This is a genomic window from Aestuariispira ectoiniformans (assembly GCF_025136295.1).
In the GTDB taxonomy this organism is placed as follows: Bacteria; Pseudomonadota; Alphaproteobacteria; order UBA8366; family Aestuariispiraceae; genus Aestuariispira_A; species Aestuariispira_A ectoiniformans.
Map to the genome: position 1 here is coordinate 3,577,351 of NZ_CP062788.1, position 24,166 is coordinate 3,601,516.

Here is a 24,166-nt window from a genome sequence, read left to right on the forward strand (position 1 = left end):
CTCCCCTGCCTGACAATCCAGCAAACATAACGACAGCGTGGCTCGTCATTTCGGAAAAGCCATGCTAAAACCCGGCACAGATTTCGGGCGCACAGCCCTGGCATTCACCCAAACAGGAATCCATTCCGGGAGAAACACTTCATGAAGGTCTTGGTGGTCGGCTCCGGTGGCCGTGAACATGCACTTTGCTGGTCCCTGGCATCCTCGCCGCTTTGCGACAAACTTTACTGCGCGCCGGGCAATGCGGGCATCGCCGATGTGGCGGAATGCGTGGCAATCAAGGCAGAAGATGTGGACGCCATCGTCGCCTTTGCGAAAGACAAGTCCATCGACCTGGTGGTGATCGGCCCGGAAGCACCGCTGGTACTGGGCCTCGCCGACAAGCTGGCCGACGCCAATATCCGGGCCTTTGGTCCCAGTGCAGCCGCTGCGGAACTGGAAGGGTCAAAAGGCTTCATGAAGGATATCTGTGCTAAATACGGCATCCCGACGGCGGCATACGCCCGCTTCACCAACGCGGAAAGCGCCAAGGCCTATATCCGTGAACAGGGTGCCCCCATCGTGGTGAAGACCGACGGTCTGGCTGCTGGCAAGGGCGTTACCGTTGCGCAGACCCTGGACGAGGCCCTGAACGCCGTTGACGACGCCATGCTGAACGGCGTCTTCGGCGATGCCGGGGCGGAAGTCGTGGTTGAGGAATTCATGGCGGGCGAAGAACTGTCCTTCTTCGCCTTCAGCGACGGCAAGAGCGTTCTGCCGCTGGCCTCCGCCCAGGACCACAAGGCGGTTTACGACGGCGACAAAGGCCCCAATACGGGCGGCATGGGGGCCTATTCCCCGGCACCGGTCTGCACCCCGGAAATCGAACAGCAGGTGATCGACCGTTGCATCCAGCCGCTGATCGACGGTATGGCCAAGGAAGGCAAACCCTATCGCGGGGTGCTGTTCTGCGGACTTATGATCGATGAGACCGGCCCGCGCGTCGTGGAATACAATGTCCGCTTCGGCGATCCGGAATGCCAGGTCCTGATGATGCGGTTGAAATCCGACCTGCTGCCGGTCCTGGTTGCGGCCTGCGATGATGTTCTCGACACGGTCGACCTGCGCTGGCACGATCAGGCGGCGTTGACTGTCGTCATGGCGGCCAAAGGATATCCCGGCTCTTACGAAAAAAACACGGTGATCGAGAATGTAGAGGCCGCCGGCGCGGATGACGATGTCACCATCTTCCACGCGGGAACCGCGCGCGCCGATGACGGCAGCCTGCGTGCCACCGGCGGCCGTGTACTGAATGTCACCGCCCGTGGCGACACTGTCACCGCGGCCCAGGCCCGTGCCTATGAGGCCGTGGACAAGATTTCCTGGGAACAGGGATTCTGCCGCCGCGACATCGGCTGGCGCGCCGTTGAACGGGAACAGCAGAAATAAGACCGATGGACGCGGAAACCAGCATCTTCTCAGCCCACTTCCTGCGCGAAAACGCCTGGATTTTGGTTCTGGCCGCTATGCTGGTTGTCGTCTCCGTCCGCTTTGCATCCGGCAAATTCCGTACGGACCGCCGAAAAGACAAAGCCGCCGGACAGGGCAACCGCTACGACCCCGACAGCCTGCCTGACCTGTCTCCCAAAATCCGAAAATTACGCATTCAGGGCATCTTGGCTGGACTGATCGTGGTCCTGACATTTATTCTGGTTGCCATCCTGAGCCATTTTGCTTCCTAACCATAAATAACGCTGATAATGGAGCCCTCCATGGACACCGAATCCCTGCTTCACGACCTGATCGAAAAAGCCCTGAAAAAGGGTGCGGACGCAGCGGATGCGGTTGCGGCCACCGCCACCTCCATCGCCCATGCACAGCGCCTGGGCAAAATGGAAAAGCTGGAGCGGTCGGAAGCCCATGACATGGGATTGCGTGTCATCATCGGCAAACGCCAGGCCGTCGTCTCCTCCAACGACTGGAAAGCCGATGCCCTGGACCAGTTGGTAGACCAGGCCATCGCCATGGCGAAGGTTGTCCCGGAAGATCCTCATATCGGCCTGGCCGATCCTGACCAGATTTTCAAAGGCCCCTTCAAGGACCTGGATCTCTATGACGAAGTGGAGCCCAGCGCGGAAACTCTGATCGAACGCGCCAAGGCGGCAGAGGATGCGGCCCTTGGCGTTGAAGGCATCACCAATTCGGAAGGCGCTGAGGCGGACTGGAGCCGCTGGGACATTCGCCTCGCGGCCAGCAACGGTTTTTCCGGTGGCTACCAGAATTCCCGCCATGGGGTCGGCGTCTCCGTCCTCGCTGGCGAAGGCACCGGCATGGAAAGCGACTATGACTTCCATTCCACCGTCCACGGCGAAGACCTGGAAGACCCGGTCCAGGTCGGCCTGCGTGCGGCCCGCAAGGCCGTTGAAAAGCTGAACCCGAAAAAGGGCGCCACCGGTCAGTTCCCGATTATCTTCGACCCGCGTGTCGCCAATTCGATCCCCCGTCATCTGGCGGGCGCAATCAATGGCGCAAGCGTTGCCCGCGGCACCAGTTTCCTGAAAGACAAACTGCATCAACAGGTCATGTCTTCCGGCATTACCATTGTGGAAGACCCGCACCGCATTCGCGGTCTCGCCTCCAAGCCCTTCGACGCGGAAGGTCTTAAAAACTACGCCAAGAATCTGGTGGACGAAGGCAACCTCACGACCTGGGTTCTGGACCTGCGCACGGCCCGCCAGTTGGGCATGGAAAGCACAGGTAACGCCAGTCGCGGCGCGGGTTCCCCGCCGTCGCCGTCGATCACCAACCTCTATATCGAGGCCGGTGCGATCACGCCGCATGAAATGATCAGCGATATCAAAACCGGTTTTTATGTGACCAGCCTGATGGGCCAGGGCGTGAACGGCATCACTGGCGATTACAGCCGTGGCGCCTCCGGTTTCTGGATCGAAAACGGCGAATTTGCCTATCCCGTCAACGAGATGACCATTGCGGGCAACCTCAAAGACATGTTCATGCATCTGACCGCTGCCAACGACCTGGAATTCCGCTATGGCACCAACGCGCCGACCTTGCGGATCGATGGCATGACCATCGCGGGCATGTAGTCCATGAATGCGCCCAGCCATGTCGGCCCCGCCGGTCGCCCCCGTGCACGCGGCCTTGGCCTGCCCTTTACTGAAAGCTGCGGCGTGAACAATGCCATCACCGATGTTGGCGGGATCGAGGTCGGCTATACGACCCTGATCAGCGGCAACGGCCCGCTGCAGGTTGGACAGGGGCCGGTGCGCACCGGCGTCACCGTCATCCATCCGCGTGGCAAGGAGCGGACTTTCGAACCGGTCTGGGCCGGATTTTCCAGTTTCAACGGCAATGGGGAGATGACAGGAACCCATTTCATCCAGGAAGCCGGACATTTCTGCGGCCCTGTCGCCATCACCAACACCCACAGCGTCGGGCTGGCCCATCACGGGCTGATCCGATGGATGACCAGCCGCAACGACTTCAACCCGGCCAAGCGCAGTTTCCTGCTGCCGGTCGCGGCGGAGACCTGCGACAGCCATCTGAATGATATCAACGGGCTTCATCTGACCGAGGCCCATGTGATTGATGCCGCCAACAACGCCACCGGCGGCCCGATCGAAGAGGGCAATGTGGGCGGCGGCACCGGCATGATTGCCTATGAGTTCAAGGGAGGAACCGGCACGGCATCCCGGATTGCCACCATCGCAGATGGACGTTCCTTCACCGTTGGCGCCCTGGTGCAGGCGAATTTTGGCCGACGCCCGGACCTCACGGTTTGCGGCGTACCCATCGGACAGGAACTGACCGAAAACCCGGCATTTGGTACGGGACGGGGCTCCATCATCGTGATCGTGGCAACCGACGCCCCGCTGATGCCGACGGCGCTGAACCGGCTGGCGCGTCGGGCGGGCCTGGGCATGGGCCGCACCGGGGCCTATGGCAGCGACGGATCAGGAGATATCTTCCTCGCCTTTTCCACCGGCAACAGTGTTAGCGATTGTGGCAACGATGCGGACCTGAAGGCGGACTATCTGCCACAGCAGGAGATGGACCCGCTATTCAAGGCAACCGTCGGCGCCGTGGAAGAAGCCATCATCAACGCCATGCTGGCCGCCGAAACCATGGTCGGCCGCGACGACAACACAGTTGTCGCCATGGATCATGGTGCTTTGCTGGATGTGATGAAACGCTATAACCGCGTGGCCTAGATCGCCTGGAAACAAAGAGCAATGCCGCAGGCCAGTTCCGGCTGGACCAGCAGCGATCCATCCGTGCGCCGGGAATAGGCAATGCCGTTTTCCTTGAAGACCTTGGCCGTGACGTCTGTGTCCTCTACCGCGATTGTCGCAACGGCAATCGCACCATTGCCGGTCCGCCCGTTCCAGACCAGCCCCGGATGCAGTTCCGTCAGACAGTCCTGACGACAGAAAACCAGCTTTCCGCCACCGGTTTCAACGATCAGCCGCCCCTCTGTACAATAGCAGTCATAGCCAAACAGACGCTCGTAGACCTCTGCCAGTGATCGCGGATCATCGTAGAGAATGGTATAGGCATGCACCGCCTTGGCGCCATTCGGATGGGTCATCCATTCGGGCCGCCAGACAAGGTCCGGCGTCAGATGCTGGCAGATGAAGGTGGACAGGCCGGGTGTCTTTTCCGGCGGCAGATGGACCAGCTTGAACCGGGGTATAACATCGCCCTCAGGCATTTCCAGGGCACGCCCCAGATCCTTGACCTCCTGCGGGTCAAAACCGGTTTCAACGAGATGATGCCGGGTGGTCTCGATATCATCGCTGCGTGGGATGATTTTAAGACCGCCCTCCCCGCCCTTGAGGAAGTCCTCCAGACCGGCCGTAAACTCCTTCGGGTCAACGATCCCGAGAAGCTCAATATAGTCCGGGCCGAACATGATGCAGTAGTTGGCCGTTCCCCAGCCAATATGCCGCCCGCGATAACTGGTGCAAAAGCCCAAGGCCTCATAGGCCTCGCGCGCGGCCTCCAGGTCATTTACGCCGATAATACTGTGATCAAGTCCGGCAATTGCCGTGTTCTGCATAATGCATTCTCGTCAGATGGCGGTAACACGCCGCCGCCGCGCATGATGGCGACGCTCCAGCGTGAAGACGGCCAGGGCAGCCCAGATAAAGCCGAAAGTAACAAGGTCGCCCTGACTTACCGGTTCACCATACAGAAAGGCCGCCAGCAAAAACAAGCCTGTCGGCGTCAGGTAAAACAGCATGCCGACGGTTGAAATCGGCAAACGCTTTGCCGCCGCCACATAACAGAACAGCGGGATGGCAGTTACAAAACCGGCGGCAACCAGGAAGAAATCCGTCTTGAAGCCAAGCTTCAGGAAGACGCCCAGCCCCTGATGTTCCAACCACAGAAGATACCCCAGCGCGACCGGCAGGGTCAGCAGGGTTTCCACAAACAGCCCGGGCACCGCATCCACCGGAACCAGTTTGCGCACCGCACCGTAGCTGCCGAAACTGAACGCCAGGATCAAACCGATCCACGGCACACTGCCATAAGCCCAGGCGGCGTAGGATACCCCGGCGATTGCCAGACCCACAGCCACCCACTGGCCCTTGCGTAAACGTTCACCGAATACCGTCAGGCCCGCCAGCACATTCACCAGGGGGTTCAGGTAGTAGCCCATGCTTGCCTGCAAAATCTGGTCATTGCTGACAGACCAGATATAAGTCCCCCAGTTCACACTGATCAGCGTGGTACTCAGGACTAGCAGCAGGACGGTCTTGGGTTGTTTCAGGGCGGAGAAAGTCCGCAGCAACTGCCCACGGAAAATCAGCACCAGCGCGCAGACGGGCACCGTCCACAAGGCACGATGGGCCAGCACCTGAAACGGATCGACATTGTCCAGTTCATGCCAATACAGCGGGAACAGGGCCCAGATGCCGAATGCCAGGAGGCCAAAAAGCAAACCTGTGGTTGCTTGCTTGTCGTCTGCAGTTACATTTGCGCTATCAGTCATACCTATGACTTGCGGCAGGATGTCGCGCCAGGCAAGCAGATAATGGCCGCTCAGTCCTGAATAGTCTTTGTCCCATCGGGACGTAATGCCGCAACCTCATCCAGCCCCAACAGGAACAAGGCGGCCTCCCCGTCGATATCGGCCGCCATCTGCGGCAACATGCGATAGGTTTTGACATTCTCCAGCCGCATCCCCGCCTTCCCGGCCTTGTCCAGGATTGCCTGCTGCTGATCGGCGATTGCCGCGCCTTGCGGCGCGCCGCTCAGCTCAATAAGAACAGACCGCATCCCGGCCTCCCCTTCCAGGTCATTGCAGGAGGTCAGCATGACCGGAAAAATGAGGACAACCAGCGTAACGCAGGTCTTTTTCCAATATGAAATCGACATAATCCGCCTCCTCACTGCGTAATCGCGGTCGTGCCGCTGTCGCCGCCGATCGCGCCATCGCCATCCCCCGGCAGCGTATCCCCGCCGATGCTGATCACGCCGGTCGGTTTCGGTTGTTTCTTTTTCATCGGTTCCGGTTTGGCCGGGACGGGCTTTTTCGGCGGCTCGGTCTTTTCGGCAACCGGCGGCTTTGGCGCATCCTCCACTATTTCCGGTTCAGGCTTTTCAACGACAGCATCCGAAGCATGCTTCAACTGCAACCTGGAAACCGCCACACCATTGGCCGGGTCGGTGATCACCTCACGGGATTTCAAGCGCTGCAAAAGCTGATTTATGTTCATCCGGGGATAGGCTTCCCGCATAAGCGCGACAGCCCCGGTGACATGCGGTGCCGCCATCGACGTCCCGTCAAGCTCCATATATCCGGTTTTGCCGGGGATACTGACGGATGACACGATGCCGACACCCGGTGCCAGGATATCCAGGTAGGACGCGCTGTTGCTGAACGCCGCCACGGCACCATGTTTATCGATCGCGCCAACACTGAAAGCACTTCCGGCGCAGGCGGGTGACGGCAGGCCATTCTTATGCCCCTCATTGCCCGACGCGATCACAAGAGCCGACCCACGGCTCAGGAAAAGCCGGGAAGCCACTTCATAAATACTGTCGTTGCAGGGAGACTTGTAATAAGGACCGCCACCCAGGCTCATATTGACCGCGGCGATCTCAATACCGTCATCAATCATCAATCCGAGGAGATAATCGAGACCTGCGATGATATCCCGGTCGCGCGCGCCCATCTTGTCACCGGACTTGCTGAAAACATTGATGCCGATGATCTTTGCGCCCGGTGCCATGCCACTGAATTTTCCGTTCTCTCCGGCGATAATCCCGGCCACATGCGTGCCGTGAAAATGGACGGGCCTTGCCGCGCCGGGGCCGATCATCTCCGTCTCGCCATTGGGACAGTTCGTCATGGAAAAGCAGGCCTCACGCATAACCTTGCCCGCCAGGAAAGGGTGACTGGTATCAATGCCGGTATCGAGAACCGCCACCACCTGGCCGGTGCCGCGCCGCCCCTTCGTCCAATAATCGGTCGCGCCGACAAATCCGGCTGTATCTTTCAGGGAGATGACCTTCAATTCATCAGCATAGACATTCTGCCCCCCACCAAAGGCCTTGGCTGCCTTAAGCGCCTTGGCATCCACACGTAACGAATTCACCCGCAGATGTTTATAGTCCCGCAGGACCGATGCCTTGCCGCCTGCCGCCTCTATCTGGCGCATCAGGGCACGATGTTCGGCCTCAACGTCGATTGCGCCGGTGACCACACTGTCCAGGTCTTCCGGGTTAATCTCCCCCGTGACCGGCTGCCAGGATGTTATCAGCACATCCACGGTGTCACCCCCCGATGCCTGGCTCATCAAGGCATCAAAGTCATCACCGAAAGCCAACCCCGGTGCCACGGCCAGGACAATGGCAGCAAAAATACTTGTGAATTTAGACATGAAAGCCCTTCCCCCTTACGCAACCTCGGGAGTTTATCCCGCTGTCTTCACAGATGAAAAGGCCAAGCCGCTTATCCGGCCGCCGAAAAATGAAAAGGCGACCGAATGGCCGCCTTTTCGCATTGGAGGAGATCGCCCGGCCTTAGCCCAGCTTCAATTCCTTGAAGAAGTCGTTACCCTTGTTGTCGACAACGACAAAGGCCGGGAAGTTTTCCACTTCGATCTTGCGGATGGCTTCCATGCCCAGTTCTTCGAATTCGACCAGTTCGATGGATTTGATGCAGTCCTGTGCCAGACGCGCGGCCGGACCACCGATGGAGCCCAGATAGAAACCTCCATGTTTCTTACAGGCGTCGCGGACCTGCGGGCTGCGGTTGCCTTTCGCCAGCATGACCATGGAACCGCCTGCGGCCTGGAATTCATCGACGAAACCATCCATACGACCGGCGGTCGTCGGGCCGAAGGAACCGGAGGCATAGCCGTCCGGGGTCTTGGCCGGGCCCGCATAATAGATCGGGTGGTTCTTGAAATAGTCCGGCAGCGGTTGGCCGCTGTCCAGGCGCTCGCGCAGTTTTCGGTGCGCGGCATCGCGGGCAACAATGATCGGGCCGGTCAGGCTGAGGCGAGTTTTCACCGGACATTTATCCAGGATTTCCAAGATCTTTTCCATCGGCTGGTTCAGGTCGACCTGAACCACTTCGCCTTCCAGATGATCATCGGTGACTTCCGGCAGATATTTGGCCGGATTGGTTTCCAACTCCTCCAGGAAGATGCCTTCCTTGGTGATCTTGCCCTTGGCCTGACGGTCGGCGGAACAGGAAACGCCAATGCCGATGGGCAGGCTCGCGCCGTGGCGCGGCAGGCGGATCACACGCACATCATGGCAGAAATATTTGCCGCCGAATTGCGCACCGATGCCCATATTGCGGGTCAGGTCCTGAACGATGGCTTCCATTTCCAGGTCACGGAAGGCCTGGCCCTTGTCACCACCTTCTGTCGGCAGATTGTCCAGATAGCGGCAGCTCGCCAGTTTCACCGTTTTCAGGTTCAATTCCGCGCTGGTACCGCCGATGACAATTGCCAGATGGTAGGGCGGGCAGGCCGCCGTGCCCAGCGTGCGGATTTTCTCATCCAGGAACTGGACCATACGCTCTTTTTCCAGCAGCGACGGTGTTGCCTGATGCAGATAGGTCTTGTTGGCCGACCCGCCGCCCTTGGCGACGAAGAGGAATTTATAGGCATCCTCGCCTTCGGCATAGAGGTCGATCTGCGCCGGCAGGTTGTTGCGGGTGTTGGTTTCCTCGAACATGGAAACCGGAGAGACCTGGCTGTAACGCAGGTTCTTCTTCTCATAGGCGTCCAGCACGCCCTGACCCAGCGCCGTCTGGTCCGTACCGTCGGTCCAGACCTTCCGGCCCTTCTTGCCCATGATGATCGCGGTGCCGGTATCCTGGCACATGGGCAACACGCCGCCTGCGGCGATATTGGCGTTTTTCAGCAGGTCCAGCGCCACGAAATGATCATTGGGGGAGGCATCCTCGTCATCCAGGATGTTGCGCAACTGCTGCAAATGACCCGGGCGAAGGAGATGGTTAATGTCCATAAATGCCTGTTCGCACAACAGACGCAGCCCTTCCGGATCGACCTTCAGGATTTCCTGGCCGTCGAACTGTGTGGTGGAAACATAATCACCCGTCAGCTTGCGATAGGGTGTGTCGTCTTCGCCCAACGGAAACAATCCGTCTTCCGGTTTTGCAGTCATGATATCCCCTGCATTTATCTATTAGTACAATAGCAAAAAAGGCCGCGGCCCCTGTGGCGGACGCGGCGAGAAAAAGACCGGTCTGGCCCGTCCTGATCGAATTTTTATTTTTTACGGAAGGTATCCAGAGCCACGACGTTGTCGCCGTCGCCTTTCGGCTCGTCATCGCCATCGGCAATGATCTCAGCGTCCTGGGAGGCGTCGTCCTGACCCGGATCGGGGGCTGCTTCCATCTGATCGGCCCCAAAGCTCTCATCATTGGGATCAACGTGGAACTGCAGACCGAAATTGACTGAGGGATCGGCAAAGGTGATCAGCGCGTCAAAAGGAATACGCAGATGTTCCAGCTTCTGGTTAAAGCTGAGGTCCACCTGAAAACCTTCCGCGTCGGCATTCAAGCCCCAGAACTGGTGCTGAAGCACGATGGTCATTTCTTCAGGATAGCGTTCCCGCAGGCGGTTCGGCACAACGACATCGGGATGGTCGGTGCGAAAAGTGATGTAGAAATGATGGTCACCAGGCAGTCCGTCTTCCCCAGCTTTCTCAAGGGCCTGACGCACCACAGAGCGCATCGCGGTTTCTACCATTTCGTTATAGCCAAGCAGATCTTCGGTCATCCCGTTCGTCATTTCCCGCAGTGAAGCCGTCGTCTTCCGGCGTTTGTCCTGTTGTCTCCTGTTGGGTTATCAGAAACCCACCTGCATCGCAACTCACCAGTAGGGTAAAAGAAAACCCTTAAGAATTAGTGGACGCCATCACACGTCGGCGATGAAAGATCATTTTCTACTTTTCAGAGGTAAGAGATGGGGGATTCTGTTGCTAGGAACCCCCGGACCCCACCTAAATAAGGATGACTTATCTAGGAATTCTGAAGCGCTACTGAGACTGCTTTACGCAGCGACAGCAACCATCTCTTCATTATCATTGGCATTTAATAGCCGTGGCCCGATAACGGCGGTACCATGCCGAGCGCAGACTAAACCTTTACCACGCACGTCGATCCTGATTCGCCCCCACGGATCAGCGGAAACCGCCGATTTTATGGTGGAGGCGCCGGGTACTGCCCCCGGGTCCGTAACGCTTATTTCGAAAAGCCCTTTAGCGCCATAACCGGCAAAGCCGGTACCCTCTATATAAGCATTCAAAGGCGACCTGAAAAGAGCCTGATCGCATATAGGACCATATCATTCCATCAATCGTCCGCAGCCGCCAAAAGGGAGGCCCCCATCCGATCGTTCTCCGCGTGAAGGGATATGACGCCGGGTAACCGGATTGTGGCTTTCGTGCCGAGACCATAGACACTGTCCAACTCAAAACTGCCGCCATGCAGTTCCGCCAGGGCCTTGACCAATGGCAGGCCGAGGCCGGTGCCCTCCCTGATTTCGCCATCCTGCAGTTCAACCCGGCCAAAGGGTTTCAAGACCGCCTCGATATCTGCCGGTTCGATGCCGATCCCGGTGTCGGTCACAGCAATGGCCACACCATCCGCACCATCCCTTTCAACGCTGACGGTCACATCACCTTTCGGCGGCGTGAATTTGATCGCATTGGACAGAAGGTTCAGCAACATCTGTTTCATCTTGCGCCGGTCGGCATTGATCAAAAGGCTGTCGCCGGGACAGTCCAATTTCAGGGAAACTCCGGCATTCATCGCCTGTTGGCGCACCATCTGCACACAGCGGCCTGTCACCTCAATAAGGTCAAAAAGGTCCATTTCCAAAATCTCATGCCCCGCTTCGACTTTCGACAGGTCGAGGATATCGTTGATCAGAGTGAGCATAAGAGTACCACTCTGGTGAATGTCTTCGGCATATTCCTGATAACGGTCGTCATCCGGACCGAACATCTGTTCCTTGATCAATTCAGAAAACCCTAGGATCGCATTCAAGGGTGTCCTGATCTCATGGCTCATATTCGCCAGGAACTTGGACTTGAAACGGTCGGCCTTTTCGGCCTCCCGACGCAACCGCATCTCCTTTTTCGCGGCCTTCTCCATGGTTTCCACCATTTCGTTGAAAGCCCCTTGCAGTTCGACCAGTTCCCTGGCGGTCAACCGGTGATTAAGGGCTACCCGCGTTCCCTTCTCCCCCTTTCGAAGCCTGGCCGTCGCCTCAACAAAACGGGAAATTGGCCGGGAGACAAATGCCGACAACAGCCAGCTTGCGATCAGAGCCACAAGCGTCCCACCGGCAATAATGACCATCGTATAATCGCGGACGGACTGTGCCTCAGCCTCCAGATCGCTAAAAGGCTGGGGGATCATCACGCCCCATCCGGCGCCAGGGACAACCGTATAGCCAGCGATCATATCCTGTTTCACCGCGGGAGAGTAAAAGCGCGCAACGCCTGTTTTGCCCTCAATCATCCGACGCACGGGTTCCAGTTGGGAGATGTCACGACGGCTCTGCCGCCATTCCGGCAGTGGATGCGCCATGATCCGGCCATTCTGGTCAACGATGGCTGCATGACCGCCCCGCCCGAAGGAAATGGTCTTGGCCAGCGCCACGAAATAATCCGTAGAAACAACACCCACCGCGATTTCAGAACCAAAGCGCTGTAGCAGAAACAGGGCGGAATTACCGTCCGGCGCGGGAAGCACGCCAGTCATGACCACATGGCCCTCTTCCGCCAGACTGTTAAAAAGCTGCCGTTTATCCTCCGGAACCGCATCGGGGCAATGGTAACCGTCGGGCGACAGGCTATTGAGAACTTTGCCACTGTGGCTGTCGATAACGCAAAGATGCTGAAAATTCAGCCCGTCCAGCAATTGCTCACCATTATGAAGTTTTGCGCCCGCGATTGCATTACCGGCCAAAAAGGAAAATGTGCTCAGAATATCCCTGTGATAGCGATCAAGCGCCGCGCCGAGATTCCGCGCCAGCAGAAGATGCCGCTCCGATACTTCCTCGACGGCATTATCCAACGCCTGCGACTGCGGCCAGACCCCGAATAGGATGATTGGAATGACGGAAACGGTGGCGACAACGGCAAAAATCAACACACGCAGACTTACCATCGACAAAGACCTTCCTTCTGCCATCTGCGTCCCCCCGGGACATCAGCGGCAGTGCCGACTTTTCTTATTTGGCGGACCGTACCCCACAGCCCGCTCCTGCGCCCTCTTGGTGTCATTATAGGCGTCGCATTCTTCAAATGAAAAGCTCATATTTATTGGGGTTTCTGCGCGGGCGGATTGAAACAATCCGGGCATTGGCCTGACGGGAATCACTGTATAAAAGAGAGGACAGTTTTCATCGGAGAGGCCCGTCATGCAGCAATATCTCGACTTCCTGCGTCATGTCCGCGACCACGGCAGCGACCGAGGCGATCGCACCGGCACCGGCACGCGCAGCGTCTTCGGTTACCAGATGCGTTTCGACCTCTCTCAGGGCTTTCCGGTGCTGACCACCAAAAAGCTGCACCTGCGGTCCATCATCCACGAACTGCTCTGGTTCCTGGCGGGCGACACCAATATCAAATATCTCAAGGATAACGGGGTTCGCATCTGGGACGAATGGGCCGACGAGGACGGAAATCTGGGGCCGGTCTATGGTCATCAGTGGCGCTCCTGGCCGACGCCGGACGGGCGGACTGTGGACCAGATCGGCCAGCTTCTGGACCAGATCAGAAACTCGCCGGAATCACGCCGCCTGATCGTCAGCGCCTGGAATGTGGCCGATGTGGACAAGATGGCCCTGCCGCCCTGCCACTGCCTGTTCCAATTCTATGTGGCCGACGGCAAACTGAGCTGCCAGCTTTACCAGCGCAGCGCCGACCTGTTCCTGGGCGTACCCTTCAATATCGCCTCCTATGCCCTGTTGACCATGATGGTGGCCCAGGTCACGGGTCTGCAGCCCGGCGACTTTGTCCATAGCTTTGGCGATGCCCATATCTATCACAATCACTTTGACCAGGTGGACGAACAGTTGACGCGCAAACCGCGCAGCCTGCCGACCCTGGCAATCAATCCGGATGTGAACGACCTGCTTGCCTTCCGCTTTGAAGACTTTGAATTGAAGGACTACGACCCGCTGCCGCATATCTCCGCACCGGTCGCCGTCTAACGAAGGATTTGTAATGCATATCAGTCTGATCGTGGCCATGGGCCGCAATAACGTCATCGGCGTTGAGGGCGGTCTGCCCTGGCACATCCCGGGCGACCTGAAATTCTTCAAGGCACAGACCCTAGGCAAGCCCATTGTCATGGGCCGCAAGACCTTCGAATCCATTGGCCGTCCGCTGCCGGGCCGCCCCAATATCGTCATCACCCGCCAGGAAGGCTATGCCCCCGAAGGTGTTGAAGTGGTTTCCACCCTGCGCGATGCACTGCGCCTCGGCACGGAACATGCGGAACGCCTGGGCAAGGATGAGGTGATGATCGTAGGCGGCGCGCAGATCTATGCCGCCAGCCTTGAACGGGCCGATCGCCTCTATATTACCGAGGTGGACGCCGCCCCGGAAGGTGACGCCTATTTCCCGAAGGTGGACAAGGCCGCCTGGCGCGAATCCTTCCGCGAAGACCATGCCGCAGAAGGTGACATTCCCGCCTATTCCTTCCTTATTTTGGACCGACCGTCTGTCGAGTTGAATTAAGCATCGAGTTCCCCCTTGCGATTTGAGCGGAACTTCCTATTTTTGAAACCCCGCCGCGGCGGGTTAGTTTACTAAGCAAAGCATCAGTGAAAGGGTGCCCCATGTCCACGCAGCATCACGCCAAGGTTCTGATCATCGGCTCCGGCCCGGCCGGCTACACCGCCGCCATTTACGCCGCGCGCGCCAATCTGGAACCGATGCTGGTACAGGGCCTCCAGCCGGGTGGTCAGTTGACCATCACCACCGATGTCGAGAACTACCCCGGTTTCGCCGAAGTGATCCAGGGCCCCTGGTTGATGGAGCAGATGCGCGAACAGGCAGAGCATGTGGGCACGAAAATGCTGTTCGACATCATCACCGAAGTCGACTTCGACAGCCGCCCTTTCCGCGCAATCGGTGACGGCGGCGACGTCTACACCGCCGACAGCATCATCATTGCCACCGGCGCGCAGGCGAAATGGCTTGGCCTGGAAACCGAACAGACCTTCCAGGGCTTCGGCGTCAGCGCCTGTGCCACCTGTGACGGCTTCTTCTATCGCGGCAAGGAAGTGGCCGTGGTCGGCGGCGGCAACACAGCCGTGGAAGAGGCAATCTACCTGACCAACCACGCGGAGAAGGTCACCCTGATCCACCGCCGCGACGAGTTGCGTGCGGAAAAGATTCTCCAGGACCGCCTGTTCAAACATCCGAAGATCGAAGTGATCTGGGATACGACCCTGGAAGAGATCCTCGGCGACAAAGACCCGCTGGGTGTGACCGGCCTGCGTCTGAAGAATGTCAAATCCGGCGAGGAAAGCACCCTGTCGGTGGACGGTGTCTTCATTGCCATCGGCCACAAACCTGCAACTGAGGTTTTCAAGGGCAAGCTGGACACGGATGAGGAAGGCTATCTGCTGGTCAAGCCGGGCACTGTCTCCACCAACATTCCGGGTGTCTATGCCGCAGGCGACGTGACCGACAAGGTGTATCGTCAGGCAGTCACCGCCGCAGGCATGGGCTGCATGGCGGCCCTTGAAGCCGAGAAATACATCGGCGCCCTGGAATCCGAAGAGGCCGCGGCAGCCGAATAAATCGGTTGCCGGCACCTCGCTCGGCATAATAATACCGCGCTATCAACCACTTACAGGAAGCTGTTGTTTCCCGATCAGCCTTCGCGTAGCATGGCTCGCGTGGGTTACCTGTGTGTATCTTTTCATACCACGAGGTTGGGAGATTTACCGTGTTCGGCTCTACGCCCAAGGATAATCCTTCGCCGCAGACGAAGGAAGAGTCAGTCATTGCCAGGGGGTTATCGTTGACCGGGGAAATTACCGGCAGCGGGATCGTCCGCTTGGACGGTAAATTCGAAGGCAGCATTTCCTGTAACGAACTGATCATCGGCAAGGATGGTGAGCTTGAAGGAACGGTCCAGGCCGATACGGTCCTGATCCATGGACAACTGTCCGGTGAAATCCGGGCAACATCCGTGACCTTGAGCAAAACCGCCCGCGTCACCGGCAACGTCTATCACGAAGTGCTTGAGGTGAAGGCGGGTGCGACCATTGAAGGTCACTATAGCCGCACCAAACCGGAAAAGGCGGATATCAGCGCCAGACTTGTGGCCCATCAGGGTGCGAAATCACAGGGCGCATCCCGCAAGCCAGCCCTGCATGTGGCCGACCAGAAACAGGACACAGGCCCTGTCACGACAAGCGTACAGCCCGCGGAATAACGACCGGGCGGGCCATGGGCCGTTCTCGCGAAAGCACAATTGCATTTACCCTTCATCCCGACTATCTAAGGGGCAGATCAGACGGCTGGATGGCCGCGGCCTTGCACGGGAAACCAGCAGGGCCGAGGAAAGTCCGGGCTCCACGGGAACACGGTGCCAGGTAACGCCTGGCGGGGGTGACCCTAGGGAAAGTGCCACAGAAAGCAAACCGCCCCGGTCCGCCGGGGTAAGGGTGAAAGGGTGCGGTAAGAGCGCACCGCCCCGTTGGCAACAACGGGGGCATGGTAAACCCCACCGGGAGCAAAACCGAATAGGGATGGTCGCCGGGTAAGGCCGGCAGGCGAGTTTCCGCGCCACCGTCCGGGTAGGTTGCATGAGGCGTTCGGCGACGGACGTCCCAGATGAATGGCCATTCAACACCCGCAAGGGTGTGGACAGAACCCGGCTTACAGGCCGTCTGATCTAATTTCCACTAATCAGCAACCTGCCGCACCGCATGCTGTGGCTTTTCCATCCAGGCGGCGATCCCCGCACAGATCAGCAACAGGACGGCACAGGCCTGCATGGCCCGCTCGTAGCCATACATATAGGCTCCGTCGATGGCTTGCCGGGCCGAGGCCTGCTCGACAGCAGTCAGGCCATCGGGGACCGGCGTTTCGGCAAGCTTCGCCGAATGGGCCGCCATTTCCATCAATGCCGCCTCGGGCAACATCAACACGGCCAGCGCGGCTTCGAACTGTTCCCGGAAGACAACCGCCAGGACAAGCCCCAACCCGGCCACGGCCAATAACATGCCGACACGGCACAGGGCATAATTCAGACCGGACGCCATGCCGCTGAGTTCCTCACCCACCGCATTGATCGCCAATGTGGTAATCGGTGTAATCGACATCCCGACCCCGATCGATATGAGCACAAGGCCGGGGAACAGGATCGACCAATAGGAAGAAGCAACCTCATATTGGCTGATAACGGCGAAACCGATTGCCGCCAGCACGCAACCGACGCGCAGGAGATTACGGTTGCCGTATTTCTTCACCATTGCCCCGGATTCCCGCGACATGATCGATATCCCGATGGAAATAGGCAGGATGCGAAGCGCGGAATTAAGCGGATGCATCCCTTCAACCTGGATCAGCATGAAGGGCAGGAAAAACAAGCCGCCCTGAAAAGCCCCATAGAATAAAAGGGTCAGCAGGCTGACACCGCTGAAAAGGCGCATCCGGAACAGCCCCAGCGGAACCATCGGATTGTCCACCTTCGTCTCGATCCTGAGGAACAGGAGGAACGACAGGACGGCGACAACGAAACTTGCCACAACATCGGCCTGCCAACCGGAATGAGAGCCCTCCAGCAACCCATAGGTCAGGCCGCCCAGGGTCAGCGTTGTCATCAAAGCACCGCCCCAGTCGAGACGCCCCTGTCTGTCTTCGCGCTCCTTATCCGCGGCGACGCCGGTCAGGGCCAGCAAAAAGGCAATCAGGCATAGGGGTAGGTTCACAAAGAATATCCAGTGCCACGTCAGATACTGAACAGCGACCCCGCCGGTCGGCGGACCAAACACAACCAGCACAGACATCAATGCCACCCAGCGTCCGGTCGCCGCATGCCGTTCATCCGGCGGAAAACTGGCGTTCAGCAGGCTGAGGCTGGTCGGAAAAAGAACAGCCGCGGCGACGCCTTGGAACGCGCGGGCGACAATCAACTGGAACGCATCTGCCGATATGGCGCAGGCAAGGGACGCCAGGGCAAAGGCCAGAACCCCACCCAGAAAAACGCGCCGCCTGCCGAAACGATCACCGACCACACCACCAAGCAGCATCAAAGCACATTGAAAAAGCAGATAGCCTTCCATGATCCAGAAGGAATCGGCCGCGTCCGCTCCCAATTTGGCCTGCATCACAGGCAGGGCGGTATTCACGGCAGTCGTATCCACCACGCCCATGCCAGACGCGAGGACCGTGGCAAGCATTACAAAACCCGGGCGTGTTTTTACTGTCATGAATATCCCCCTTCCCGCGTACTTTACCTTCGGCAAGGCAAATAACAAGAACCAGATACCGCAGATGAGCACGCAATCATCTTTTGGATTAGGGTGGCAGCAGCACTGCTGTTCAAGCAGGCCCTCACGACTGATCGCGCCCTTCAACTTTGCTTTAAACATAAGAAAAGAGTGGAATACTTAAATAACGAAGGTATTTAGTTACCTTTTATTAAAGGTTTTAGGGTATTTTATTTCTTAAAATTGCATTTAATCATAAAAATCTACTTTCGAGGGAGTCATGAGATATAAACGTTATTTTACGAGCCTTGGCCGATTTTGGCTTCTCAGTCTTGTACCGTTTAGTATGCTCTTGTCAGGCGTCGCCGTCGCCCAGTCCGCCCCTCCGCCCAAGTCACTGATTGACGACAAGGCCATTGCCGATGTGAGGACATGGCTGGACAATCCGGTTGTCGCCATTTCACTGAACGCACAGAACAAGAAATACGCCACGATCTCGCAGTCGGAAGTGGATGAGTTGGACAAACAGTGGCGGGCTGAGCGCGAAAGTGACGACCAACCCTTGATCGCCGCTATCCTGAGCAGTCCCCTGTCCAACTATCTCACCCAGATCCAGGCAGCCTCCGGCGGCCTGTGGACGGAAATATTCGTCATGGATGCCAAGGGGCTGAATGTCGGACAGAGTTCGATTACATCGGATTTCTGGCAGGGCGACGAAGCCAAATTCCAGAAAACTTTCATGCAGGGAAGCGATGCCGTCTTTGTTGATGACCCGGAATTCAACGAAGACAGCAAGACCTGGCGCGCCCAGTTGAATTTTACCCTGACTGACTCGTCCGGAAAGCCGGTCGGCGCCGTTACCGTCGAATATAACCTGACGGAACTGGAACGGCGTAAGTCCGCGTCTTAACCACAAGAAAAAACAACACCGCCGCTGGTATTGGGAGGCAACGATGAAATTCCTGCGTCACATGAAGATTGCCCATAAACTTGCGTTGAGTTTTGCAATTCTCATTGCGGGAACGCTGGTAATGGCCGCCATCGCTTTTTCCGCTATTAACGACATCAAGTCCGCTGAGACGACAAGCTTTACCGCCCGGGAACTGGGCCAGACCTATTTGCGCTACAAAGGTTCCTTCGCGGATCAGCGCCAGAGCCTCCTCTATTACCTGCTCACCGGTGATCGCACAGGCCTCACGCAATATCAGGATGCCTCAAAGACAACGGCGGCCCTGCACAAACACCTGGAGGAGCTGGCCGGCGACAACGAGGAACTCCACACCCTCGTCAGCCAGTTGGCCGTGCATTACGGCGAATGGACGGACCGGTTCGCCGGCGAGCAAATCCGCCTTATGCGCAACTATCTGACCGTCAACCAGGCCAGGGTCATCGAGGTATCCGGCGAACCACAGGACGTTATCAAACAGTTTGAAGATGTTGCCGCGCGGCTGGACAGCAATCTGGACCAGATCGTCAAACAGGCCGTCGTAACCAAAGAAGGCGCAATCGACCGCTTTACCTTTACCATCATTGCCTCTCTCGGCCTGTTGGTTGTGGTTGCTATCGTCCTCGGCCTTGCCCTCACCCGGGCAATTGGCGGTCCGATCGGGCGTATCACCAATACGATGGGTGAACTGGCCAACGACAATCTGGAGATCGACATTCAGGGTGCTGACCGACGGGACGAAATCGGTGGCATGGCACGCGCTGTGGAAGTCTTCAAACAGAACGCAATAGAGCAGCGGCGCTTGCAGGCGCAGGAAGCGGAAAAGCAACAGCGCGAACGCGAGCGTCATGAGAAGATGGAACAACTCACCAAGGAATTCGATGACTGCATGGCGAGCGGCCTGGAAGAAATGGGCCGTTCGGTCAGCACGGTGTCCGGCTCTGCTGATACGATGCTGAACAATGCATCGAAAACCGGAAATCTGTCAGGCGATGCCTCCATCAGCCTGGAAGAGGCTTCCGCGAATATCCAGACCGTTTCCTCTGCCACGACAGAGCTGACCTCCTCCATCAACGAAATCTCCCGCCAGATGAACCAGGCGGCGGAAGTGTCCCGGACAGGCGTCACCGAAATCGAACAGGCCAATCAGCAGGTTGTCAGCCTGAACCAGGCGGCGGCGAGTATCGGTCAGGTCATTCAGATCATCAGCGAGATCGCAGACCAGACCAATCTGCTGGCCCTGAATGCAACGATTGAATCCGCACGCGCCGGTGAGGCCGGTAAGGGATTTGCGGTGGTCGCCAGCGAGGTGAAGACACTGGCAGCCCAGACCGGCAAGGCAACCGAGGAAATCAGCCAGAAAATCGGTCAAATCCAGCATGGCACCGAGGCCGCCGCCGCAGCGGTTCTGGGCATTGCTGACATCATGCGGGAGATTGATGATCTGACGGCGGCTGTCGCCAGTGCCGTTGAAGAACAAGGAGCCGCCACAAGCGAGATTGCACGTAACGTGGGTGAAGCCTCACAAGGTGCGAACCAGGTCTCTGCCGTTGTTCAACAAGTCGCATCAGCCGCCAACGAAACACGCGACCTTGCCGAGGACCAGCGCAGCATCGTGGTCGAGTTGAACCAGCGTAGCGAAACACTGCGCCGGGACATCCGGTCCTTCCTGGATGCGGTAACCTCTCTCTAAGGAAAGCAATCAGCCCGGGCGGCGTCAGTCGCCGTCGCCCTGGTTGCGCCGGGAGAATTCCGACAGCTGCTGTTTGGTCCGCCCGTCGGTTTCCACGCAATGCACATGCTCACGTAGCAGACGGTAGTCTTCCGCCGTCAGGATCTCCAACAATTCCTGCACTTGATCGCGGGGCATGCCAATTGCCCGTAGAACGCGCGAACCGAGGCGCAGGCTGGCCTCGATATTTTCCGGTATAGCCTCTGTCGCTCCTGCGTTTTCCAATTGCTCACTGAAAGCCAGGTCCCGGGCACGGGAGTAGATGGGCAGGTCCGGCCAGCGCTTGCGCAGCAACGTGATCAGGCTTTGCGCCAAGTGGTGCGCATCCAGTGTCACCACCGCCACCTTTGCCTTACCGACACCAGCGGCCTCCAGCACCTGCGCACTGGAAGCATTGCCGTAATAAACCGGCTTGCCGGACCGTCGTGCATCCGCCACGACATTGCGGTCAAGATCAAGGGCAACATAAGGAATATCCAATTGTTCCAGAAGGTCTGCCACCGTCTGGCCGACGCGGCCAAAGCCCGCGATCACCACGTGATTGCGAAGGTCCTGCGCCTCATGATCCAACGTCGCAGGTTCCACGTCGACGTATTGTTGCAGCCAGTTCCCCGCCAGTTCACCCAAGGCAATCAGGAAGGGGGTTGCGACAATCCCAAGCGCCACAACCAGAAAAATAATCTGTGCCGGGAAAGACGAGACCACGCCTTCCACCACGGCCAGACCGATCAGGACAAAGGCAAACTCACCGCCCTGGGCCAGCGTCAGCCCCGTCCGCAGCGCCACATCCCAACGCAGTGAGAACAGGCGGCAGGCAATCGTCGTGACAAACACCTTGATCAGGATAAGAACCAGCAGGAGCCCCAGAATAAGCGGCGCATGGTTCAGCAATAACGTGCCCTGGATCGACATGCCAACGGTCATGAAGAACAGTCCCAGGAACAGACCGCGGAAGGGGTAAATATCCGCTTCCACCTGATGGCGGTACTCGGTATCGGCCAGCAGGATTCCGGCAAGGAAAGCCCCCAATGGCATGGACAGGCCCGCCTCTGCCGTCAGGAAACTGGTGCCGACCACCAGGAACAGGCTGGTTGCGGTGAACAGTTCCGGCATCTTGGCGCTGACCACAACGCTGAATACCGGGCGAAAGACAAAGCGACCAAGGAAGACGACCAGCAGAAGCGCACCCAACCCTTCCGCGGCACGGATTAACAGGGCATGCCCCTCAGGCGCCTGATCCCCCAATAATGGCACCATGGCCAGCAGGGGGGCGACAGCCAGGTCCTGCATCAGCAGCACCGCCAGGGACACACGACCGAACCGCATGACCAGTTCGCTGCGTTCCGACAACTCCCCCAAAACAGTAGCGGTCGACGACAGGGCAAGGCCGAAACCGATGACCACAGCAGCCCCTACCGGTTCTCCCCACCAGACGGCGAGGCCAATCAGGATGAGGGCGGTAACAATGACCTGCGACGATCCAAGCCCGAAAACATAGCGCCGCATGGCGCGCAGACGGTCAAGAGGCAGCTCCAATCCGATCATGAAGAGCAGGAACAAAACGCCGAATTCGGCCAACAGGCGGATATTCTCCCCATCGGGCACAAGACCAAAACCATAAGGCCCGATCACCATGCCGGTCACGAGGTAACCAAGGATGGGAGACATGCGGAATCGCTTGAAAAGCGGGACGATCAGAATTGCGCCCGCCAGAATAATCAAACCGTAAATCAGGCTGGTATGTCCGCCCATTCGCTCCCCTGGCCGAAAGATAAAGTCATGACGCCGTAGAGTTTATTCTAGCCGATACAACGGGAGGAAGGAAGACGCTAACATATTGTTTAAGAATAATTTTTGCGCAAAAACCACAAAACACTGCGGGCACAGGACCTCGTTCCCCCCCAATCCGCCTGCGGTCGCGGCATCAATTTGCATTTAACGACCGGGTCAGACAGAAACCCGATTTTCACTCATATCAAGAATGCCCTCCAACAACGGGCAGGTACTCGGAACTCCGGTCAGGACATCTCTTCCTTCACCGCCACAGGCGTATCAATTTTCTCCCAATCGCCTCCGGCAGCCATCAGGCATGTAATGCCATCCGGACGTGTATACATGAAGGTCCAGGTTCTCTTATCCTGGGAGACAAAGAGCTCTACAAGGGTGCCATTTCCAGCCAGTCCGAATCCGGCACGGGCCTCCTTATAGTTTTTCTCCAGGCGCTTTACGATCTCCTCATGCGGGCCGCAGATATTCTGCGCGGACGCAGCGGAGGCGACCGAAAACACAAGGCCTGCACCGATAACACACAGCAGGCTTTTATGCATGTCGTCCTCCTTTTCCGGTCTTGTCAGACCAAAGGCTTCAAAGGGGCAGCCGATGAAAATGCATCTTTACAACCAACTACCCAAGTAAGATATATTTGGTAATCATCTGTATTTTTCGTAATCAACACAGGCGATTACTAATACCTCACGCATATTTTACTGTACCATATTTTCATTAATAACACCTTAAAAGCCGGACACTACTTGAAGGCAACTGTAATCACCAATTAAATGGTTATCTTAGCCCGACTTTTTCTTTTCAATCCGATAGATAACAAGCGTGACACCCGTAACTGGGACACCATCGTAATAAGTGTTTTTTAACAATAATCGGGGAACATTAGCTGACAATCTTCGCCAACTGGTGGCATCATAAGGTTAATTCCTTCCTGTTTTGGTGTGCCCCCCCACTTCCTGCGAGTGGGGAGAAGGAGAAAAGGCCAAAGTAAATGAAGCGTTTTATACTCGCCCTCGGTCTCGCCTCTTGGTTTCTAATCCCCGGTTTATCCGGGAACGCCCGCGCGAACGAACTGCGGTTTGCCCTGAGCAACTGGAACCCGTTCAGCTTTCATGAGGATGGGAATTTTGATGGCATCGATCTGGATGTCGCGCGGGAAATCGCCAAACGGGTGGGATTCAAACTGCACATCCGTCCTTGCACATTCAAACGTTGCCTGAAAGAGATGGAACTGGGCCTGCTGGACATGCAGTCCGGCATCGCGCGCGATCCGAAGCGCGAGGTTTACATGGACTATGTAAAAACCCCCTACTCTGCCGTATCTGTCGTATTTCACGTCAGAAAAGGCGAAGCAGGACGCTTGGTGCATTACGAAGACCTCTATAACCTGCGGGTCGGCGCCGTGGTTTCATCCCACTATTTCGATAGTTTCAACAAAGATACAAAATTGCAGAAATTCGAAGTCACCAGCGAAGGTCTCCTACTGCCGATGCTCGCCGCCGGGCGGATTGACGCCTATGTCGGCACCAACCCGAATGCCGCCTACGACATCCTGAAACGCGGCTACAAGGAACGCATCGAGCTGGCAAAATATTCGCCTGGCGAGGAAGTTCCGATCTATTTCGCCATCTCCCGAAAATCCAAATATCTCAACCTGATCCCGTCCATAGACAGAGCCATCCAGGCAATTCACAATGATGGCACCATGGAAAAAATCATGGACAAATACCGGTAAAAAAAGAGGGC

The 24,166-nt window shown here is 57.5% G+C and carries 21 protein-coding genes and 2 other RNA genes; 12 read left to right on the forward strand and 11 right to left on the reverse strand.

Annotation, left to right across the window (positions count from 1 at the left end; all coding sequences use genetic code 11):
• The first annotated feature begins 141 nt into the window (after positions 1-141).
• The 4 genes from purD to IF205_RS16890 are packed head-to-tail and all read left to right on the forward strand — an operon-like array spanning position 142 to position 4,211.
• Complete coding sequence (gene purD, locus IF205_RS16875) at positions 142-1,428, forward strand: phosphoribosylamine--glycine ligase (protein WP_259780524.1); 1,287 nt, start codon at positions 142-144, stop codon at positions 1,426-1,428.
• A 5-nt stretch (positions 1,429-1,433) separates the two neighbouring features.
• Positions 1,434-1,721: a hypothetical protein gene (locus tag IF205_RS16880; protein ID WP_259780525.1), complete on the forward strand. Its 288-nt coding sequence runs from the start codon at positions 1,434-1,436 to the stop codon at positions 1,719-1,721.
• Between the two features lie 30 nt (positions 1,722-1,751).
• A complete protein-coding gene (locus IF205_RS16885; protein ID WP_259780526.1) occupies positions 1,752-3,086 on the forward strand; it encodes a TldD/PmbA family protein in 1,335 nt (444 codons plus the stop codon).
• Positions 3,087-3,089: 3 nt separating this feature from the next.
• Positions 3,090-4,211, forward strand: coding sequence for a DmpA family aminopeptidase (locus IF205_RS16890; protein WP_259780527.1), 1,122 nt, complete (start codon positions 3,090-3,092; stop codon positions 4,209-4,211).
• On the opposite strand, the gene IF205_RS16895 is transcribed toward IF205_RS16890, so the two are convergent.
• The 8 genes from IF205_RS16895 to IF205_RS16930 form a co-directional block, all read right to left on the reverse strand.
• Positions 4,208-5,059, reverse strand: a complete 852-nt coding sequence (locus IF205_RS16895; RefSeq protein ID WP_259780528.1) for a VOC family protein — start codon at positions 5,057-5,059, stop codon at positions 4,208-4,210. The genes IF205_RS16890 and IF205_RS16895 overlap by 4 nt on opposite strands.
• A 12-nt stretch (positions 5,060-5,071) precedes the next feature.
• Positions 5,072-5,995 carry an EamA family transporter RarD gene (rarD, locus tag IF205_RS16900; protein WP_259780529.1) on the reverse strand — a complete coding sequence of 308 codons (924 nt, stop codon included), beginning with the start codon at positions 5,993-5,995 and terminating at the stop codon, positions 5,072-5,074.
• Positions 5,996-6,045: 50 nt separating this feature from the next.
• Positions 6,046-6,381, reverse strand: coding sequence for a hypothetical protein (locus IF205_RS16905; protein WP_259780530.1), 336 nt, complete (start codon positions 6,379-6,381; stop codon positions 6,046-6,048).
• A gap of 11 nt (positions 6,382-6,392) precedes the next feature.
• Complete coding sequence (locus IF205_RS16910) at positions 6,393-7,889, reverse strand: S8 family peptidase (protein ID WP_259780531.1); 1,497 nt, start codon at positions 7,887-7,889, stop codon at positions 6,393-6,395.
• Between the two features lie 142 nt (positions 7,890-8,031).
• Positions 8,032-9,651, reverse strand: coding sequence for a fumarate hydratase (locus tag IF205_RS16915; protein WP_259780532.1), 1,620 nt, complete (start codon positions 9,649-9,651; stop codon positions 8,032-8,034).
• Positions 9,652-9,755: 104 nt separating this feature from the next.
• Complete coding sequence (locus tag IF205_RS16920; protein ID WP_259780533.1) at positions 9,756-10,268, reverse strand: SspB family protein; 513 nt, start codon at positions 10,266-10,268, stop codon at positions 9,756-9,758.
• Between the two features lie 185 nt (positions 10,269-10,453).
• Positions 10,454-10,814: a transfer-messenger RNA gene (gene ssrA, locus IF205_RS16925) on the reverse strand.
• Positions 10,815-10,843: 29 nt separating this feature from the next.
• A complete protein-coding gene (locus tag IF205_RS16930; RefSeq protein WP_259780534.1) occupies positions 10,844-12,667 on the reverse strand; it encodes an ATP-binding protein in 1,824 nt (607 codons plus the stop codon).
• A 253-nt stretch (positions 12,668-12,920) separates the two neighbouring features.
• Here IF205_RS16930 and IF205_RS16935 point away from each other — a divergent pair, with 253 nt between their 5' ends.
• From IF205_RS16935 to rnpB, 5 genes are all read left to right on the forward strand, one after another.
• Positions 12,921-13,715, forward strand: coding sequence for a thymidylate synthase (locus IF205_RS16935; RefSeq protein ID WP_259780535.1), 795 nt, complete (start codon positions 12,921-12,923; stop codon positions 13,713-13,715).
• Positions 13,716-13,728: 13 nt separating this feature from the next.
• On the forward strand, positions 13,729-14,244 hold the full coding sequence (locus IF205_RS16940; RefSeq protein WP_259780536.1) for a dihydrofolate reductase: 516 nt from the start codon (positions 13,729-13,731) through the stop codon (positions 14,242-14,244).
• Positions 14,245-14,345: 101 nt separating this feature from the next.
• Positions 14,346-15,314 (forward strand): thioredoxin-disulfide reductase, encoded by a 969-nt coding sequence (gene trxB / locus IF205_RS16945; protein ID WP_259780537.1) that lies wholly within the window; start codon positions 14,346-14,348, stop codon positions 15,312-15,314.
• Positions 15,315-15,463: 149 nt separating this feature from the next.
• A complete protein-coding gene (locus IF205_RS16950) occupies positions 15,464-15,955 on the forward strand; it encodes a bactofilin family protein (RefSeq protein ID WP_259780538.1) in 492 nt (163 codons plus the stop codon).
• A gap of 77 nt (positions 15,956-16,032) precedes the next feature.
• Positions 16,033-16,420, forward strand: an RNA gene (rnpB, locus tag IF205_RS16955) — RNase P RNA component class A.
• 7 nt (positions 16,421-16,427) lie between these two features.
• Here the strand turns inward: rnpB and IF205_RS16960 are convergent.
• Positions 16,428-17,957 (reverse strand): DHA2 family efflux MFS transporter permease subunit, encoded by a 1,530-nt coding sequence (locus tag IF205_RS16960; RefSeq protein WP_259780539.1) that lies wholly within the window; start codon positions 17,955-17,957, stop codon positions 16,428-16,430.
• Positions 17,958-18,303: 346 nt separating this feature from the next.
• Here IF205_RS16960 and IF205_RS16965 point away from each other — a divergent pair, with 346 nt between their 5' ends.
• On the forward strand, positions 18,304-18,867 hold the full coding sequence (locus IF205_RS16965) for a hypothetical protein (protein ID WP_259780540.1): 564 nt from the start codon (positions 18,304-18,306) through the stop codon (positions 18,865-18,867).
• Between the two features lie 43 nt (positions 18,868-18,910).
• Positions 18,911-20,596 carry a methyl-accepting chemotaxis protein gene (locus tag IF205_RS16970; RefSeq protein WP_259780541.1) on the forward strand — a complete coding sequence of 562 codons (1,686 nt, stop codon included), beginning with the start codon at positions 18,911-18,913 and terminating at the stop codon, positions 20,594-20,596.
• 24 nt (positions 20,597-20,620) lie between these two features.
• Here the strand turns inward: IF205_RS16970 and IF205_RS16975 are convergent, their stop codons facing one another.
• Together IF205_RS16975 and IF205_RS16980 are read right to left on the reverse strand one after the other, a co-directional pair.
• A complete protein-coding gene (locus IF205_RS16975) occupies positions 20,621-22,387 on the reverse strand; it encodes a monovalent cation:proton antiporter-2 (CPA2) family protein (protein WP_259780542.1) in 1,767 nt (588 codons plus the stop codon).
• A 266-nt stretch (positions 22,388-22,653) separates the two neighbouring features.
• The gene (locus IF205_RS16980; RefSeq protein WP_259780543.1) at positions 22,654-22,962 is read right to left on the reverse strand and encodes a hypothetical protein; all 309 of its coding nucleotides are present in this window, start codon (positions 22,960-22,962) and stop codon (positions 22,654-22,656) included.
• Positions 22,963-23,411: 449 nt separating this feature from the next.
• On the opposite strand from IF205_RS16980, the gene IF205_RS16985 reads away from it, so the two are divergent.
• Positions 23,412-24,155: a substrate-binding periplasmic protein gene (locus tag IF205_RS16985; protein WP_259780544.1), complete on the forward strand. Its 744-nt coding sequence runs from the start codon at positions 23,412-23,414 to the stop codon at positions 24,153-24,155.
• The last annotated feature ends 11 nt before the right edge of the window (positions 24,156-24,166 follow it).

Coding starts and splice junctions, on each gene's coding strand:
- purD (WP_259780524.1), top strand. CDS start 142: ATGAAGGTCTTGGTGGTCGGCTCCGGTGGCCGTGAACATGCACTTTGC.
- IF205_RS16880 (WP_259780525.1), top strand. CDS start 1,434: ATGGACGCGGAAACCAGCATCTTCTCAGCCCACTTCCTGCGCGAAAAC.
- IF205_RS16885 (WP_259780526.1), top strand. CDS start 1,752: ATGGACACCGAATCCCTGCTTCACGACCTGATCGAAAAAGCCCTGAAA.
- IF205_RS16890 (WP_259780527.1), top strand. CDS start 3,090: ATGAATGCGCCCAGCCATGTCGGCCCCGCCGGTCGCCCCCGTGCACGC.
- IF205_RS16895 (WP_259780528.1), bottom strand. CDS start 5,059: ATGCAGAACACGGCAATTGCCGGACTTGATCACAGTATTATCGGCGTA.
- rarD (WP_259780529.1), bottom strand. CDS start 5,995: ATGACTGATAGCGCAAATGTAACTGCAGACGACAAGCAAGCAACCACA.
- IF205_RS16905 (WP_259780530.1), bottom strand. CDS start 6,381: ATGTCGATTTCATATTGGAAAAAGACCTGCGTTACGCTGGTTGTCCTC.
- IF205_RS16910 (WP_259780531.1), bottom strand. CDS start 7,889: ATGTCTAAATTCACAAGTATTTTTGCTGCCATTGTCCTGGCCGTGGCA.
- IF205_RS16915 (WP_259780532.1), bottom strand. CDS start 9,651: ATGACTGCAAAACCGGAAGACGGATTGTTTCCGTTGGGCGAAGACGAC.
- IF205_RS16920 (WP_259780533.1), bottom strand. CDS start 10,268: ATGACCGAAGATCTGCTTGGCTATAACGAAATGGTAGAAACCGCGATG.
- IF205_RS16930 (WP_259780534.1), bottom strand. CDS start 12,667: ATGGTAAGTCTGCGTGTGTTGATTTTTGCCGTTGTCGCCACCGTTTCC.
- IF205_RS16935 (WP_259780535.1), top strand. CDS start 12,921: ATGCAGCAATATCTCGACTTCCTGCGTCATGTCCGCGACCACGGCAGC.
- IF205_RS16940 (WP_259780536.1), top strand. CDS start 13,729: ATGCATATCAGTCTGATCGTGGCCATGGGCCGCAATAACGTCATCGGC.
- trxB (WP_259780537.1), top strand. CDS start 14,346: ATGTCCACGCAGCATCACGCCAAGGTTCTGATCATCGGCTCCGGCCCG.
- IF205_RS16960 (WP_259780539.1), bottom strand. CDS start 17,957: ATGACAGTAAAAACACGCCCGGGTTTTGTAATGCTTGCCACGGTCCTC.
- IF205_RS16965 (WP_259780540.1), top strand. CDS start 18,304: ATGCTCTTGTCAGGCGTCGCCGTCGCCCAGTCCGCCCCTCCGCCCAAG.
- IF205_RS16970 (WP_259780541.1), top strand. CDS start 18,911: ATGAAATTCCTGCGTCACATGAAGATTGCCCATAAACTTGCGTTGAGT.
- IF205_RS16975 (WP_259780542.1), bottom strand. CDS start 22,387: ATGGGCGGACATACCAGCCTGATTTACGGTTTGATTATTCTGGCGGGC.
- IF205_RS16980 (WP_259780543.1), bottom strand. CDS start 22,962: ATGCATAAAAGCCTGCTGTGTGTTATCGGTGCAGGCCTTGTGTTTTCG.
- IF205_RS16985 (WP_259780544.1), top strand. CDS start 23,412: ATGAAGCGTTTTATACTCGCCCTCGGTCTCGCCTCTTGGTTTCTAATC.